16 protein-coding genes are annotated in these 16319 nt (G+C 65.0%); 5 read left to right on the forward strand and 11 right to left on the reverse strand.

The annotated features are described in order from the left end of the window. Positions 1-187: 187 nt before the first annotated feature. The 8 genes from P3W85_RS03065 to P3W85_RS03100 form a co-directional block, all read right to left on the reverse strand. Positions 188-2059, reverse strand: coding sequence for a family 2A encapsulin nanocompartment cargo protein cysteine desulfurase (locus P3W85_RS03065; protein ID WP_276263675.1), 1872 nt, complete (start codon positions 2057-2059; stop codon positions 188-190). Continuing rightward, a complete protein-coding gene (locus P3W85_RS03070) occupies positions 2034-2966 on the reverse strand; it encodes a family 2A encapsulin nanocompartment shell protein (RefSeq protein WP_276263676.1) in 933 nt (310 codons plus the stop codon). The genes P3W85_RS03065 and P3W85_RS03070 overlap by 26 nt, the downstream gene beginning before the upstream one ends. 133 nt (positions 2967-3099) lie before the next feature. Then, complete coding sequence (locus tag P3W85_RS03075; protein ID WP_017228242.1) at positions 3100-3360, reverse strand: helix-turn-helix domain-containing protein; 261 nt, start codon at positions 3358-3360, stop codon at positions 3100-3102. Continuing rightward, positions 3357-4307 carry a serine O-acetyltransferase EpsC gene (epsC, locus tag P3W85_RS03080; protein ID WP_276263677.1) on the reverse strand — a complete coding sequence of 317 codons (951 nt, stop codon included), beginning with the start codon at positions 4305-4307 and terminating at the stop codon, positions 3357-3359. The genes P3W85_RS03075 and epsC overlap by 4 nt, the downstream gene beginning before the upstream one ends. A gap of 99 nt (positions 4308-4406) precedes the next feature. Then, positions 4407-4874 (reverse strand): rhodanese-like domain-containing protein, encoded by a 468-nt coding sequence (locus P3W85_RS03085; RefSeq protein WP_017228240.1) that lies wholly within the window; start codon positions 4872-4874, stop codon positions 4407-4409. 297 nt (positions 4875-5171) lie between these two features. Further along, entirely contained in the window at positions 5172-5882 is a 711-nt protein-coding gene (locus tag P3W85_RS03090; protein ID WP_276263678.1) for a MetQ/NlpA family ABC transporter substrate-binding protein, read from the reverse strand. Positions 5883-6015: 133 nt separating this feature from the next. Further along, on the reverse strand, positions 6016-6684 hold the full coding sequence (locus tag P3W85_RS03095) for a methionine ABC transporter permease (RefSeq protein ID WP_276263679.1): 669 nt from the start codon (positions 6682-6684) through the stop codon (positions 6016-6018). Further along, the gene (locus P3W85_RS03100) at positions 6677-7825 is read right to left on the reverse strand and encodes a methionine ABC transporter ATP-binding protein (protein ID WP_276263680.1); all 1149 of its coding nucleotides are present in this window, start codon (positions 7823-7825) and stop codon (positions 6677-6679) included. Before P3W85_RS03100 ends, P3W85_RS03095 begins: the two co-directional genes overlap by 8 nt. Positions 7826-8014: 189 nt before the next feature. Here P3W85_RS03100 and P3W85_RS03105 point away from each other — a divergent pair, with 189 nt between their 5' ends. Further along, complete coding sequence (locus tag P3W85_RS03105; protein WP_430869483.1) at positions 8015-8497, forward strand: IS5 family transposase; 483 nt, start codon at positions 8015-8017, stop codon at positions 8495-8497. On the opposite strand, the gene P3W85_RS03110 is transcribed toward P3W85_RS03105, so the two are convergent. Next, complete coding sequence (locus tag P3W85_RS03110) at positions 8464-8877, reverse strand: VOC family protein (protein WP_276263681.1); 414 nt, start codon at positions 8875-8877, stop codon at positions 8464-8466. The genes P3W85_RS03105 and P3W85_RS03110 overlap by 34 nt on opposite strands. Positions 8878-9398: 521 nt before the next feature. Between P3W85_RS03110 and P3W85_RS03115 the strand changes: the two genes are divergently transcribed. The 3 genes from P3W85_RS03115 (at position 9399) to P3W85_RS03125 (ending at position 12244) form a co-directional block, all read left to right on the forward strand. Continuing rightward, positions 9399-10439 carry an isocitrate/isopropylmalate dehydrogenase family protein gene (locus tag P3W85_RS03115; protein ID WP_276263682.1) on the forward strand — a complete coding sequence of 347 codons (1041 nt, stop codon included), beginning with the start codon at positions 9399-9401 and terminating at the stop codon, positions 10437-10439. A 39-nt stretch (positions 10440-10478) separates the two neighbouring features. Beyond that, positions 10479-10793: a hypothetical protein gene (locus P3W85_RS03120; RefSeq protein ID WP_276263683.1), complete on the forward strand. Its 315-nt coding sequence runs from the start codon at positions 10479-10481 to the stop codon at positions 10791-10793. Positions 10794-10888: 95 nt separating this feature from the next. Next, positions 10889-12244 (forward strand): 2-hydroxycarboxylate transporter family protein, encoded by a 1356-nt coding sequence (locus P3W85_RS03125; protein ID WP_035813473.1) that lies wholly within the window; start codon positions 10889-10891, stop codon positions 12242-12244. Positions 12245-12383: 139 nt separating this feature from the next. Here P3W85_RS03125 and P3W85_RS03130 read toward each other — a convergent pair whose 3' ends face one another. Both P3W85_RS03130 and pedF read right to left on the reverse strand, forming a co-directional pair. Continuing rightward, positions 12384-13286 carry a substrate-binding periplasmic protein gene (locus tag P3W85_RS03130; protein WP_276263685.1) on the reverse strand — a complete coding sequence of 301 codons (903 nt, stop codon included), beginning with the start codon at positions 13284-13286 and terminating at the stop codon, positions 12384-12386. Between the two features lie 98 nt (positions 13287-13384). Beyond that, positions 13385-13864, reverse strand: a complete 480-nt coding sequence (gene pedF / locus P3W85_RS03135; RefSeq protein ID WP_035813471.1) for a cytochrome c-550 PedF — start codon at positions 13862-13864, stop codon at positions 13385-13387. A 270-nt stretch (positions 13865-14134) separates the two neighbouring features. Between pedF and P3W85_RS03140 the strand changes: the two genes are divergently transcribed. Next, positions 14135-16189: a sigma-54-dependent Fis family transcriptional regulator gene (locus P3W85_RS03140; protein ID WP_430869482.1), complete on the forward strand. Its 2055-nt coding sequence runs from the start codon at positions 14135-14137 to the stop codon at positions 16187-16189. Positions 16190-16319: the final 130 nt, after the last annotated feature.

Consider the following 16319-nt stretch of genomic DNA (forward strand, 5'->3'; position numbering starts at 1 on the left):
GGGCCTGATGCCAGTGGCTGGGCGATAGCTTGCCGGTTGCGTTCAACAAGGCGGCTCCGGTCCGAAGGCAGGAAGGCGCGCCGATCAAGGTGAGAAGATAGCGGATTTTAGGAGAAAACGCAGGGCGCGTGCCAATTCATGCCCCATTTGTGCGGGTATCTTTGCCTTTGCACCCCGCGTTTCCCACCTAGCGTCGCCCGGAAAGCCGCCTGACCACCGAAATCAGCTGGTCCACCTCGTCCGTGGTGTTGTAGAAGGCCAGCGACGGCCTCACCGTGGCCTCCACCCCGAAGCGCCGCAGAATGGGCTGGGCGCAGTGATGCCCCGAGCGCACCGCGATGCCTTCCTCGTTGAGCGCACGGCCGACTTCCCCGGTTTCATAGCCCTTGAGCACGAAGGACAGCACACTGGCCTTGTCGCGCGCCGTGCCGACCAGCCGCACACCCGGAATGGGCTGCAACAGGTGGGTCGCGTACGCCAGCAGGTCGTGCTCGTAGCGCGCGATGTTCTCCATGCCCACCCGCTCCACGTAGTCCAGCGCGGCGCCCAGCCCTACCGCATCGGCAATATTGCCGGTGCCGGCTTCGAAGCGGTTGGGCGGCGGCTGGAACACCGTGCGCTCGAAGGTCACGTCGGCAATCATATTGCCACCGCCCTGCCAGGGCGGCATGTCCTCCAGCAGCTCGCGCTTGCCGTAGACCACGCCGATGCCGGTGGGCCCGAATACCTTATGGCCCGAGAACACGAAGAAGTCGGCATCGATCGCCTGCACGTCCACCCGCATATGCGAGACCGACTGTGCGCCGTCCACCAGCGCGCGGGCGCCGGCCCGGTGGGCCAGGTCGACGATCTCCTTGACCGGCACCACGGTGCCCAGCGCGTTCGAGACCTGGGTCACCGCGACGATCCGGGTGCGGTCGTTGAGCAGCCGGCGGTATTCATCCAGCAGCACCTGCCCGGCATCGTCCACCGGAATGACCCGCAGCTTCGCCCCGGTCTGCGCGGCAAGCTGCTGCCACGGCACGATATTGGCGTGGTGCTCCAGGTGCGAGACGATGATCTCGTCGCCCTCGCCCACGTTCTGCGCGCCCCAGGTCTTGGCGATCAGGTTGATGGCCTCGGTGGTGCCGCGCACGAAGATGATCTCGTCGGGCGAGGCGGCGCCGATAAAACGCTGCACCTTGCTGCGCGCGGCCTCGTAGGCATCCGTGGCGCGCCCGGCCAGAGCATGGGCGGCGCGGTGGATGTTGGAGTTCTCGTGCGCATAGAAGTACGAGATCCGGTCGATCACCGACTGCGGCTTGTGGGTGGTGGCGGCATTGTCGAACCACACCAGTTGGCGGCCATTGACCCGCTCCTGCAGGATCGGGAAATCGCGCCGGATGGCGTTGACGTCGAATGGCACCCCTGCCGGAGACAATGCCCGCGGCAGCGCTTCCGGGCCCGCGTGGCCATGGCCGTACGCCCCCTGCCCCTGCTGCGGCAACTGCAGCGAGAGCGGATCCCCGAACGTGGCGATCTCGCGCAGTCCCGCCGGGCCGCCGTGCAGGTCGCGGCCCGCACCCTCCAGGAAGTAGTAGGCAGGCGCAGCCGGCGTGTGGGGCGAAGGCGCCGCCGCGTGCGGCACACCCAGCGTCTGGCCGCCGAAGCGGCTCTCCAGCGCGGGCGCCACCGTGGCGACCGTATCGGGCAGGCCATTCTGCGCCACGGCGGTGGGCCGCAGCGCGGGCGCCCGGTTGGGCAGCGACAGCACGTGCGTGGGCGCGGCCGGCAGCAGATTGGCGCCGGGCACATGGCCCTGCGGGATCGCCGCTCCGGGTACGCCGGTGCCGGTGCCGCCAGGGCCCGCCACCGGCGTACCCGGCGGCGCCGGATTGTTCACCACCGGCAGCGACTGCGCGGCTGCCGGCGACGTCCCCGGCAGCGCCGACAAGAACAGCCCCGCCAGGCGCGCCAGCGCGGCCGGATCGGGCAGGCCGGGCGGCAGCGCGGGGGCGCCCGGCAGCGCTGCCGAGGGGTCGGCCGGCACCGGATTACTTGTAGGTGTCAGGATAGTCATGGTACTTGCCGATCTCCACGTCATCGAGAACCGCCAGCGCATCCGGCGCATGCACGGCCAGCGAGCAGTACAGCGAGATCAGGTACGAGGCGATGGCCTGGTCGTTGATGCCCATGAAGCGCACCGACAGGCCCGGGCCCTGCTCGCCCGCCACGCCCGGCTGGAACAGGCCGACCACGCCCTGGCGCTTGTCGCCCACGCGCAGCAGCAGGATCTTGCTCTTGCCGTCGGCCACCGGCACCTTGTCCGACGGGATCAGCGGGATGCCGCGCCAGGTGAGGAACTGCGAGCCGAACAGGCTGACCGTCGGCGGCGGCACGCCACGGCGCGTGCATTCGCGGCCGAAGGCGGCGATCGCCAGCGGGTGGGCCAGGAAGAAGGCGGGCTCCTTCCACACCTTGCTCAGCAACTCGTCCAGGTCGTCCGGCGTGGGCGCGCCGGTCAGCGGGAAGATGCGCTGCTCGTCGGCCACGTTGGCCAGCAGGCCGTAGTCCGGGTTGTTGATCAGCTCGCCTTCCTGATGCTCCTTGATGGTCTCGATGGTGAGATGGAGCTGTTCCTTGATCTGATCGTGCGGGCTGCTGTACAGGTCCGACACGCGGGTATGCACATCCAGCACGGTGCTGACGGCATTCAGGAAATACTCGCGCGGCTGCTCTTCATAGTTGACGAAGGTGCGGGGCAGCTTGCCTTCGTCGTCGCGCTGGGTGCAGGCCACCTTGACCGATTCCGGGTCCTGCACCTTGTTCAGCCGGTAGATGCCGGCTTCCACCGGCACCCACTGCAGGAAATGCGTCAGCCAGCGCGGCGTGATGGTGGCAAGCTGGGGAATGGTCTTGGTGGCATTGGCTAGTTGCCGTGCTGCGTTATCGCCGAGCGCCGTCTGGCCGCTCACAGTTACCGACATGTGCTGCTCCGTTAGCTATATGAGAAAAACAGGAATCGTTATTACCGCGGCGATTATCGGGAGGCGGCCCGGACCGTTCAACATGCTATAGACGGCAATGCGCAGGGATCTGCGGCAAAGCTGCGGGAAGGTGCTACGGCCGTGTACCGACGGTCCCGGCATCGCGCGGCGATGCCGGCGCGCCGCCGGCCCGCAACAGCCAGGAGATCGGTACGCCCAGCGCCCCGGCCAGCTTCTCCACCGTGACGATCGAGGCAATCGCGCTGCCGCGCTCGATCTCGCCGATATACGAGCGGTTGAGTCCCGCATGCTCCGCCAGCGCTTCCTGCGACCAGCAATGCGCCTCGCGCAGCTGGCGCACGGCGGCGCCCAGGGTTCGCACGAGGTCGGTCATGACAGGGTCGCCTCGATGGCCTGGCGCCTGTCCGCGGGCGGCGCCGGCGCGGTCTCGTTGCGCGACACGGCCTGCGTGACATGGGCGCCGGGCGCCACGTCCTGCGTCACCCAGACATTGCCGCCGATCACGGCGCCACGGCCCAGCGTGACCCGCCCCAGGATGGTGGCGCCGGCATAGATCACCACATCGTCCTCGACGATGGGATGCCGCAGCAACCCCTTCTCCAACTGCCCCGTGGCATCGCGCGGGAAGCGCTTGGCGCCAAGCGTGACCGCCTGGTACAGGCGCACGCGCTCGCCGATGATGGTGGTTTCGCCGATCACCACGCCGGTGCCGTGATCGATAAAGAAGCCTGCGCCGATGCGCGCGCCGGGATGGATATCGATGCCGGTCTCGGCATGCGCCAGCTCGGCCACGATGCGCGCCAGCAGCGGCAGGCCAAGGCCGTAGAGCGCATGGGCGATACGGTGGTGGATCATCGCCAGGATGCCGGGATAGCACAGCAGCACCTCGTCCACGCTGCCCGCGGCGGGATCGCCATGGAAAGCGGCCAGGACATCGCTGTCGAGCAGCCCGCGGATACGCGGCAACTCGGCAGCGAACTCCCGCACCACCGCCAGCGGCCGGGCCCGCAGCGCGGCCTCGTCGCGCTCGGCGTGGCGCGCGGCATAGTGCAGTTCCAGCCGGGCCTGGGCCAGCAGCCCGTGCAGCGCCGCATCGAGCGAATGGGCGATATAGAGGTTCTCGCTCTCCTGGCGCAGATCGGGCGGCCCCAGCCGCATGGGGAACAGCACGCCTTTGAGCGTAGCCACCACCTGCGCCAGCGCATCGCGCGAGGGCAGGTCGCGCCCGCCCGGCTCCAGCAAGCGCTGCTGGCCTTCCCGCCACTGCTGGCGCACCTGCTGCAAGGCGAGCACGATCCCGCCGATCCCGAAGTCAGCCATAGTGACACTCCCCATTCTTGTGTTGGCCGCGTTGGCCGCGCTGGCTCGCGCGGTTTGTTCTTTTTTGTGCGTATCCGCTATCGGTTGCGCGCGCCGCGCCTAGTCCTGGATCCAGGGCAGGTCATGAAAGCGCCAGCCGCCGTTCTGGCCGCGCCGCCGGCGCTCGTCGATCTCGCCCTCGAACCCTTCCAGCACGTTGAACACATGCTGCAGCCCGGCCTTGGTTGCGGCTTCCGCGGCCAGCGCGGAACGGTTGCCGCTGCGGCACAGCAGCAGCAGCACCGCGTCCCTGCCGGCCCTGGCTTCCAGCTCGCGCACGAAGCGCGGGTTGCGGGTCAGGCTGGTGCCGGTAGCCCAGGGCACGTGCAGCGTGTCGGGCACATAGCCCACGAACTTGCGCTCTTCCACGGTGCGCACGTCGACCAGTACCGCATCGCCGGCACTGACCAGCGCATAGGCCTGCTGCGGCGTCACGCGGCCGGCATATGGCAGGCCCGAGGAACGTGCTACGCCGCGCGCGGCTTCCAGCACGGGATGCTTGATCTTGTCTTCCAATGCAGTCGTCATGAAACGCTCTCCTTGCAGCATGTTGTCCGCGCCTGTGGCTGAGCCTGGCCGGCCCGTCGCCGGCCCCTGCCGGATGCACGGTTTGTGGCTGACGGCAACCGCCTATAGCCATCACGCCTCCACTATGAAATGACGCCGGCGGATTGAGAACGAATAAAAACGCATTTCCTAAGACGGGCTGCTCATGGCGGCATGGGAGGGACCGCATCCGCGCGGGTGACCCCGGCGAGCGATGAGCACATCGGCTCGCCGGCCAGCAGCGGCACCGCCCGGCGCATGGCTTGCCGGCCCACCGGCCTACTGGCTGACCGGAATCACCGCGCCCTTATACTTCCTGCGGATGAAATCCTGCACCTCCCTGGAATGCAGCGCGCTGACCAGGGCCTTGATCTCGGGCTTGTTCAGGTCGCGCTTCTGTACCGTGATGATGTTGGCATAGGGGTTGTTCTCACCGCTTTCCACGGCAATCGGGTCCTTGGTCGGGTTCAGGCCGGCGTCGATGGCATAGTTGGCGTTGATCACGACCGCATCGCCCTCCCCGTTATTGAACATCTGCGGCAGCAGCGGCCCCTCCACGTTGGCCAGGAATTTCAGGCTCCTCGGGTTCTCCACCACGTCGGCAATGCGCGCGTCCACCTTGTTCACGCCCGGCTTCAGCTTGATGACGCCCTCTCTTTCGAAGATGGCGAGAATACGGCCCTCCTCCGCCTGCGCATCGCGCATGATGATCCTGCCGTTCTTCGGCAGGTCCTTCAGGCTCTTGTATTTCTTCGAGTAGATTCCGATCGGCTCGATATGGATCGCGCCCGCGCTGACGAAGGTATAGCTCTTGTCATCGGCATGGTCCTTGAGCACGCTCCTCAGATAGGGCACATGTTGAAAGTAGTTGGCTTCGATATCGCCGCTGGCCAGCGCGGTGTTGGGCAGGATGTAGTCCTGGAAGCGCCGGATCTTCAGATCGATCCCTTCTTTCGCCAGGATCGGCCTGGCCTGCTCCAGTATCGGCATGCGGCACATTCGAGGCGCCGACCACCAGCTGGATATCCTTGGCGGTGGCGGAGAAAGAGGCCAGGCCAAGCGCGGCTGCCGATACCAGGGCCAGCATCAGGATTTGCTTCTTCATTATGTTTTTCCTTTGAAGTTATCGTTTGTCGAGTATCGAGGTAAGCATGTCGCCGATGAACTGGACCGCGAAGACGATGGCCAGGATCACCAGCGTTGCCACCAGCGTCACATCGTTGTGGTTGCGCTGAAAGCCTTCCAGATAGGCCAGGTTTCCGAGCCCGCCGGCGCCGATGGCCCCCGCCATCGCGGTATAGCTCACCAGCGCGATCAGGGTGACGGTGATGCCGGAAATCAGTGCCGGCGAGGACTCCGGCAGCAATACCCGGAGAATGATGGTGGAGGTATTCGCGCCCATCGAACGCGCGGCTTCGATCACGCCCTTGTCCACTTCGCGCAGGCCGATCTCGACCAGCCTGGCGTAGAACGGGGCGGCACCGACAATCAGGGCCGGCAGCGCTGCATCCGCTCCCAGGATGGTGCCGATCAACGACTTGGTGAACGGGATCAGCAGTACGATCAGGATGATGAAGGGAACCGAGCGGAAGACATTGACGAGAACCGAGATGAGCGCATACACCGGACGGCTCTCCAGCAACTGCCCCCTGGCGGTCAGGAAGAGGATGACCCCGAGCGCCAATCCCAGCAGGAAGGTTGCAAGCCCGGCCAGGGCGGTCATATAGAGCGTCTCGCAGGCAGCATCCAGCAGTTGCCCTGGCTGCAGGTGCGGGAACAGGGCTTCAAGCATGCCGGATCACCTCCGCTGCGATATCGCGCTCCCCGATCAGCTTCAGCAGGTCTTCCAGCTGCTGCGGCCCGCTCTCCACGCGGAGGTAGAGTTCACCGAAGGCCCCGCTACGCGTCTGCGTTATCTTTCCGTGCAGGAAGCTGATAGCAGCACCGTAGCGCTGAATCGCTTCGGAAATCACGGCCTGGCGGGTCTGGCCCCCGGCCAATGTCAGCTTGACGATCGCGCCGGGGAGGTGTGAGGCCAGCGATGGATCGAACGTATCCTCCCCGCCCGCGACATCGGACACCTGGCCGGCAAAGCGCTGGGTAATCGCTTGCACAGGCCTGGCGAAGACGTCCAGGACCGGCCCCTCCTCGACCACGCGGCCATTCTCCATGACCGCGACGCGGTGGCAGATTTTGCGCACCACATGCATTTCATGGGTGATCAGCACGATGGTCAGATTGAGCCTGCGGTTGATATCCAGCAGCAGATCGAGAATGGCGTCCGTGGTTTGCGGATCCAGGGCCGAGGTGGCCTCGTCGCACAACAGGACAGCCGGGCTGTTGGCGAGCGCGCGCGCAATGCCGACGCGCTGCTTCTGGCCTCCGCTCAACTGGGCCGGATAAGCATCCTCCCGGCCTTGCAAGCCGACCAGGCTGACCAGTTCGGCAACGCGCTCCGTGATACGTGACTTCGCCACGCCGGCGATCTGCATCGAGAATGCAATGTTCTCGCTTACGGTGCGGGACCACAGCAGGTTGAAGTGCTGGAACACCATGCCGATACCGAGCCGCGCCTGGCGCAATGCCGCGCCGCTCGCCTTGGCGATATCCTTGCCGGCGACCACGATGGAGCCGGAAGTCGGGGTCTCCAGTCCATTCAGGAGGCGGATCAGGGTGCTCTTGCCTGCCCCGCTGTAGCCAACGATGCCGTAGATCTGTCCAGCCGCTACGGCAAGGTCGACGTTATCGACGGCGACGACGCGCCCGCTGGACGAATCGAATGATTTTGAGACCTTTGAAAGAACGATCGTCATCTCAAAACGGCAATATTCCTGTTCCTGTAATAAGAAATCAGAAAAAATCTCATATTCCCTCGCGATGCAATTTGTATGGAAGACGTTTATCCCATCATCCGGCGCGGCCGCTATGCCCACGCCGGACGATCGGCGATGACGTTCATCCTACCGATCGAACCCGGCCTCCCGAAGGAAGATAAAATCAATTGAATATTTGGATTTCCTTGCAAAAGAACGATTCGAAGCACTCGGGCTGCAGCGAATCTCCGGCATGGATGGCGGGCGGGTAGCTTCCCGCGAACCCTTCATACAACGTCACGATGTTCTATCGGTTACCCGTGGCGCGACTTGCCGAAGGATTTCGGACGCTGGCATACCGCGTACATGCGCTTCTCCGGATGGCGGCGCAAAGGAGGCCTGGGAACGTGTGGCCCACGCGGTGGCCGACCAGACCGGGATCAAGCGGATACTGATCGGCTCGACCATCGTGCGCGCGCACCGGCATTCGGCCGGGGCTCGAAAAAAAGCGGTCCACAAGCGCTCGGGCGTTCGCGAGGCGGACTGAGCACCAAGCTGCATCTGGCCGTAGACGAAGCTGGGCGCCCCTTGCGACTGCTCGTCACCGAGGGGCAGGTCGCCGATATTTCGTGTGCGGACGGACTGGTCGAACACCTGCGAACGGGAGCGGTCATCGCCGACAAAGGCTACGACTCGGATGCGTTCGATATGAGCAGCACAAGACAATGCCGCAAGCTGTCAATCGACGATCGGAGAGTTCATGAGAACTTGCTCTCTGACGGAGCAGCGTGACAGACGGCCTCGACCCGATTGCCAGCGGGGTCAATTAGAAAGGCCGCGTAGTAGTCACGATGGTAATGCGGCCTCAATCCAGGATCGCCCTCAGACTGCCCGCCCGCTGACAGTCCGGCGTGGAAAAATGCATCTACATGCTCACGGGAAATGGCCTTGAAGCACCAGTGCCGTTTGCTCGTCCCGACTTCGGCGGGATCCAGATATACCGCAAGAAAAGTTGATTCGGTGTCGCTCCCATTGCAACGCTCGCCATAGCCGAGTGCGGTGGGCCGGTCATAGACCTTGCATGCGCCCAGAGCGGTCATGATGGCATCGTAAAAGAGACGCGCTAGCTGAATATCGGGGACGCCGATAGACACGTGGTCAAGAAGTTGCATTTTGTGTGCTCCATTGAACTCGCACGAGTCTACACGGGCGCGACGTATCGCAAAGAAGAGCCCAGCCACCCGCAGACAAGGAGCGATTGCCCGGACATAAGCCGGCGCTATGCAGCCCACAATTGTGAACAGACCCTGGGCTGATCGACCCATGCTCGATTTCCCGGGATTGGGAGAATCCTACCGACTTCGGCCGCATCGAGTTCCGGTGAAGCCTGATCATGACTGGAAAGCATGACATGACGAAGAGCACGGACAGCCGAAAGCCGGGTATGCGGCTGGCCAAATTGGCCACGCGTAAACCCCTAGGACGCAGCAGCCGCATTGACAGGTAGTTGACAGCCTTCCCTTCGTAGAATCTGGCCCGTGGTTGGCTGGATCAGCCAGAAATTCCGGAAGCAGAAAGCCAACAGGCCAATCGACAAACGTCAAGGAGACTGCCATGGCTCGCGCCGTAGCCAAGGATCGCGTACGCCACATGGCTTGCCGGTGCGGTCTCTCACATCGTGATAGGAAAACAGATGGAATACGGTGCAAGCGAAAAGATCCCCGTCACCCTGATCCCCGGCGATGGCATCGGACCGGAAGTGGTGAACGCCACCATCCGAGTGCTGGAGGCGCTTGGCGCCCCCTTTGCCTGGGATGTCCGGCAGGCGGGCATGGCCGGCATTGAGCACAGCGGTGACCCCATGCCGGAAGAGACGCTGGACAGCATCCGCCGCACCGGCCTCGCCCTCAAGGGACCACTGACCACGCCGGTGGGCGGCGGCTTTCGCTCGGTCAATGTGCGCCTGCGCGAGGCATTCAATCTCTATGCGAATGTGCGGCCGGCCCGCACGCTGGTGCCGGGACGCTTCGAGAATATTGACTTGGTGCTGGTGCGCGAGAACGTGGGCGGCTTCTACGTCGCGCATGACTACTACATTCCGGTCGGCGACGACCCGCATGCGGTGGCGGTGTCCACCGGCACCAACACGCGCGACGCGTGCCGGCGCATTGCCCGCTTCGCCTTCGAGTATGCCGTCAGGAACGGGCGCAAGAAGATCACGGTGGTACATAAAGCCAATATCCTCAAGGCCCTGACCGGCATCTTCCTCGATGCCGCGCGTGAGGTGGCCAAGGACTACGCCGATCGCGTGATCATGGACGACCGCATCGTCGACGCCTGCGCCATGCAGCTGGTGCTGAACCCCTGGCAGTTCGACATGCTGCTCTGTACCAATCTGTTCGGTGACATTCTGTCGGACCAGATCGCCGGTCTGGTGGGCGGGCTGGGCATGGCGCCGGGCGCCAATATCGGCGAGCATGCGGCGATCTTCGAAGCGGTGCACGGCTCGGCTCCCGATATTGCGGGCAAGGGCATCGCCAACCCGATTTCGCTGATGCTCGCCGCCGGCCTGATGCTCGAGCACGTTGGCCGCCAGGACATGGCCTCACGGCTGCGCCAGGCCATCGAGCAGACGCTCAACCTGGATCAGGTGAAAACCGGCGACCTCAAGGGCACGGCCTCCACGATGGAGTTTGCCGACGCCGTGGCGAAGCGCATCGCTTTGCCCGGCTGAACCTGCGTTGGGGCCGGCAGGCGGCGCCTGCCGCCGCGCATGAATCACGACCCTCGCGCGGCGTTCGTTGGCAAGCTTTTCGACGACCGGGGCGAGTACGACGTATTCCCCGCATTCTGTCGCACGCTGTTGCGGACGCAGCAAGAGGGGGGGATCGTCCGAAGCGTGCATGTATGGCTGCGGGCGCGATATCGGGCGTGCGACTGCGCCAACCAGGCGCTCGATAGCGCGGCCTTCACGGTCGTCCTGTCCGGCCGGACGATCGGCTGCGCAGCGGAGATCGACGACCATTTGCACCGCGACCGCAATCTCGACACTCGCGCTCCGCAGCCGAACGTACGATTTTTCGCGTGAGCGCCGAACACATACTGATGATCAGACCAAGGGCCGGGCTGCTGGATAGTTTCGTTGTCGTGCAGCATCGGCCTTCAACCGCAAGGAGACACTTCGTGCACACCACCTCACATACTTTGCCGCCCGCCGAGGCGCAGCAGCCCGTGGTCAAGCCCCGCTTCTGGCCCGAAGGCTGGTGGAAGCTGATGGAATTCCGCATCGGCATCATCCCGCTGCCGGTCTACGTGACCCTGCTCGCGCTGATTGCGGGCTTCGCAGTCACGGGTAAGGTCCCCGGCGAGATCTCGATGGCGATCGCCGTGCTCGCCTTCTTCGGCTTCACCTGCGCGGAAATCGGAAAACGCCTGCCGATCATTCGCAATATCGGTGCCGCTGCAATCTTCGCGACCTTCATTCCGTCGGCGCTGACCTACTATCACCTGCTGCCCAAGCCGATCCTGAGCCTCACGACGGAATTTACCAAATCGACCAACTTCCTGTATCTGTTCATCGCGTCGATCATCGTCGGCAGCATTCTCAGCATGGACCGGAGAGTGCTGATACAGGGCTTCATCAAGATCTTCATTCCACTCGCGGTCGGCTCGATCGCAGCCGGCATCGTCGGGACGGCGGTGGGCACGGCGCTCGGGCTCGGCGCGCACCATACGTTCTTCTACATCGTGGTGCCGATCATGGCGGGCGGTGTCGGCGAGGGTGCGATCCCGCTGTCGATCGGGTACTCGGAGATCCTCCATCTGCCTCAGGGCGAACTGTTCGCGCAAGTGCTGCCGCCCGTAATGCTCGGCAGCCTCACCGCGATCATCCTGTCCGGCGTGCTCGACAAGCTTGGCAAGCGTTTTCCGCACCTCACCGGCGAAGGGCGCCTGCAAATCGGCGAAGAGGACGAAATGGACCCGGTCCAGGAGGAGATTCGCGGGCATATCGACGTCACCCATATCGCGGCGGCGGGGATCACGGCCATTACGTTGTACCTGCTCGGGCTGATGTGTCGCAACCTGTTCGGGCTGCCGGCGCCGGTCGCCATGCTGTTCCTTGCGGTGCTGGTCAAGATCACGCGCGCCGTGTCTCCACCGCTGCAGGAAGGCGCCTTCGTGGTCTACAAGTTCTTTTCGACCGCGGTGACCTATCCTCTGCTGTTCGCGATCGGCGTGGCGATGACACCGTGGGACAAGCTGATCGCCGCGTTCACGCTCGCCAACATCGTGACGATCGTCGCGACCGTGGCCACGCTGATGGGCACGGGCTTCGTGGTTGCGCGCATGCTGAAGATGCACCCGATCGATACGGCGATCGTGAACGCATGCCACAGCGGCCAGGGCGGAACCGGCGACGTCGCGATCCTGACGGCGGCCAACCGGATGACGCTGATGCCATTCGCGCAGATCGCCACGCGCATCGGCGGCGCGATCGTCGTGACGCTTACGCTGATCGTGCTTGCGCACATGGGATGATGCGCAGATATTGCGCACACTGAGGGTTGGCCGGGGTGTGCGTAGTTGCCCATGCGCCTTGAGCGCTGTGCCGCTGGCAGGCCCCTGCAAACCCAAATCGGGTCCCTATGGACCCCGACAAACCCATCAAGAAAAAACCTCACGGCGCCTGCAACACCACCCCGTATTGCGCAAAAATCCGCTGCAACTCCCCGCTCCCCCGGATCGCATCCAACGCATTCTGCAACGACTCCGCCAATTCGCGCTCATCGGCCTTGACCGCCATACCGATAGCCCAACCATGCGGAGGCAACAGCGGCGAGACCAGGTCCACCGTGGCAAAGCGCGCCGCGGACTGGCCAGCCGCCTTGAGCGCGCTTTCGTATTGCGAGCGTGTAACCAGGGCCGCGGCAATCTCGCCCGCGAACAGGGCGTGCAGGGTCTCGTCCGGCCCGGGATAGATCTTCACCTTGTCGCGCAGCGCGCCCTGGGCCCCCGACAACAGGGCATTGGCACCGGCCGAACCCGCCTCCGCGCCGGTCGGCTGGCCGGCCAGGTCCCCTAGCTGGCGGACCTCTGCAATACGCTCCCGGTCGTGTACCAGCACGAACGTCTCGCGGTGATAAGGCGCGAAGATCAGCGTCTTGTCGTTCTCGCGCATGAACGCGCGGTCGACCGGCACATGCAGCATCACGTCCGCCGGCCCGTAGCCCAGGTAGTGGCCACGCCAGACCATATTGCGCAGGTCGTCCGACATATTCTCGTCGGCGTCGAATGGCAGCAGCGACACGGACAGCCCCATCTGCTTGCTCAGGGCCTTGGCCAGCGCCACGTCGATGCCGGGCAGCGGACTGCCCGGCGCGGTGGAGAACGGCGGCAGGCTCTTGTAGACCGCGACCTTCAGCGTGCCGCTCTGGCGGATCTTGGCCATATCCGCCAGCGACGGCTGTGCGCAGAATAGCGCGGCGAGCGCCAGCAGGGTGGCGGCCAGGCTGCGGGAAGCGGGCGGGACGGACGGAACCGGCACGGTGGGAACGGCACCCCGGACTGGGCAGGCGCGCATGGGAAGTCTCCTTGGTCTTTGTTCTATTTGCGAGCCGGGCCGGCAACGCGGTGCAGGCCCGGCGCAACGCACACTTGCGGCAGACAGCCCCTCGGTCCTCACTCGCGGCGGGATTCGAGATAGGTCTTGATGGCCCAGACCGCTTCCTGGCTCAGCACGCCTTCGAACGGCGGCATGTAGACGCGGCCGTCGCGGGTGCGTCCCTTGCGCACGGTGGTAGTGAAGTATTGCGAGATCTCGCCCATGCAGGCCTGCTTCTTCTTGGCGTCGGCCAGCGACGTGCAATCGCCGTCGAGCTTGCGCAGGTCCGGTGCAATGCCGCCCGATACGGCTTCCAGTCCATGGCAGCGCGCGCAGTTCTGGTTGTAGGCCGAACTACCGATACGCAGGGCCTCCTGTTGCGCATCGCCGGCGCGGTATGGATTGTCCGGACGCCATTCTTCGCCGAGTTGCGGTAGTGTCTTGGTGTCCACGGCCTGCGGCGTGACGTCGCCGTGGGCCGACGCGATCCCGGGTATTGCTCCGGCCAGAAGCGTGCAGACAGAGAGCAGGGCAAGCATGCGGCGTGTTGTTTTCATCGGTGTCACCTCCAGTTGTTAGTCGTTGAACTATCTTTTGGAGAGGACTTCCGCAAAAGCCATACCAAGCGCAAAGCCGGCCATAAACGGGGCCTGCCCGCCGCAAACGGGTTGTGTGCAGTGCAGCATCCGGCTGCGAGTGCCCTGGAATGCAACAACCTGGCAAGCGTTTTGCTTCATGACGCAACACTTCCGGGGCGATGTCGATCACGCCAGAACCCGGAACGACCCGCGCGCAGACCGCGGGCGACATCCACAGGAGACAGAGAAATGACTTTTCAAGCGGCTTCCGGCCTGCATGTGCCCGGCGCCATGCCGGCCCCCCCGGGCATCCCGGCGGAGGGAGACCGGCCGGACCTGATCGCCCAGGCCCACCAGCGTTCCGAGTCATATGGCTTGCGCCCCTACGAGTCGCCGGATTTCTGCCCGGTACTGCAGAGTGAGCTGAAAACCCAGATAGAGCGCAGCCAGTCGCTGTTCGCCTACGCGCTGCCGGTGATGGAGACGCTCTATGACCAGATCGTCAACACGCAGAGCATGGTGATCCTGACGGATGCGGCCGGCCTGATCCTGCATTCGCTGGGCGACGACGATTTCCTGGCCAGGGCCAACAAGGTGGCCCTGCAACCCGGGGCGCTGTGGTCGGAAGCCAGCCGCGGCACCAACGCCATCGGCACCGCGCTGGCCGAAAACAAGGCCACGCTGGTTCATGGCGCGGAGCACTTCCTGGAGGCCAACCGTTTCCTCACCTGCTCTTGCATGCCCATTCTCGACGCCTACGGCAAGACGGTCGGCGCGCTGGACGTGACGGGCGACCAGCGCGGGTTCCACAAGCACACCATGGCGCTGGTGCGGATGTCGGCGCAGATGATCGAGAACCAGCTGTTCGCCAATGCCTTCCAGGACATGGTGTGCGTGCGCTTCCACTCGCGCGCGGAATTCATCGGCACCCTGGTGGAGGGCATTGCCTCCTTTACGCCGGGCGGCCGCTTCCTGTCCGCCAACCGCAGCGCCCAGTTCCAGCTTGGGCTATCGGTCGGCGCGCTGCACGCGCACACCTTCTCGTCGCTGTTCGGCCTGTCGATGTCGCAACTGTTCGATGCCGAGCGCAGGGCGCCCGGCGGCGTCGTGCGCCTGCCGCTGCCCAGCGGCGTCAAGGTCAGCGCGCGCATCGAGTGGAAGGCGTCCGCCGCATCCGTGGCGGGCAGCGCCATCGACAACGGCAACGCCCAGGCGCGGGAAGCGTACGGCGTGCCCGAATCCCCTTCCCAGGCCCGCCGTCCCGCCGCGGCCCCGGTCCAGCGGCCCGCCGGCCTGGACGATCTCGATACCGGCGACGCCCAGATCAAGTCCGTCATCACCAAGCTGCGCAAGGTGATCGGCAAGGATATCCCCGTCATGGTGCTGGGGGAAACCGGCACCGGCAAGGAATTGCTGGCGCGCGCCATTCATGCCGACAGCCCGCGTCATGCCGGGCCGTTCATCGCCGTCAACTGTGCTTCGATTCCCGAGACGCTGATCGAATCCGAGCTGTTCGGCTATGAAGAAGGCGCCTTTACCGGTGCCCGCAAGAAGGGCGGCATCGGCAAGATGCTGCTGGCCAACGGCGGCACCCTCTTCCTCGACGAAATCGGGGACATGCCGCTGCACCTGCAGGCGCGCATGCTGCGTGCGCTGCAGGAGCGCGCGGTCACGCCGCTGGGCAGCAGCAAGGTGATCCATGTCGACGTTTCCGTGGTCTGCGCCACCAATCGCAATATGCGCGAGCAGGTGGCCAACGGCCTGTTCAGGGAAGATCTTTACTATCGCCTCAACGGCCTCGTGGTGCGGCTGCCGGCATTGCGCGAGCGCAGCGATCTCGACGTGGTGGCCAACAAACTGCTGCGCGAGGGCCAGGAAGCCGGCGTGCCGCGCATCAGGGAGTCGGTGATGGCGATGTTCCGCAGCTATCACTGGCCCGGCAATATCCGCCAGCTCGGCAACCTGTTGCGCACCGCCCGGCTGATGGCCGAAGGCGAGCCCGAGATCACCGAGGACCACCTGCCCGACGACTTCCTGGAAGACCGGCAGGCACGCCAGGCCACCAATGCCGCGCCCGGCGCGATGGCGGCCCCGGATTCGCCGCCGGAGACGGCCCGCATCGCGGATGCAGCGCCGCGCGCCCAGCCTACCCGTCTGGCCGACGTCGAGGCGCTGGCCATCATCGCCGCGGTCAAGGCGCACCACGGCAATATTTCCGCGGCGGCCAAGGCGCTGGGCATCTCGCGCAATACGGTCTACCGGAAGATGGACGAAGCCAGCGCGCTGCCGCAGCAGGAAAGCTAGGGCCCGCTGCGCGGCGCTCAGGCCAGCGGTTCGCCGTGCATCCACAGGTCCTCCAGCTCGCGCCAGGCGTGCTGCACATTCAGCGGGTGGCGCGATGCGAAGTGGCGCCAGCGGCGGTAAGGCTCGCCTG

The sequence above is a fragment of the Cupriavidus basilensis genome (assembly GCF_029335485.1).
Taxonomy (GTDB): Bacteria; Pseudomonadota; Gammaproteobacteria; order Burkholderiales; family Burkholderiaceae; genus Cupriavidus; species Cupriavidus basilensis_E.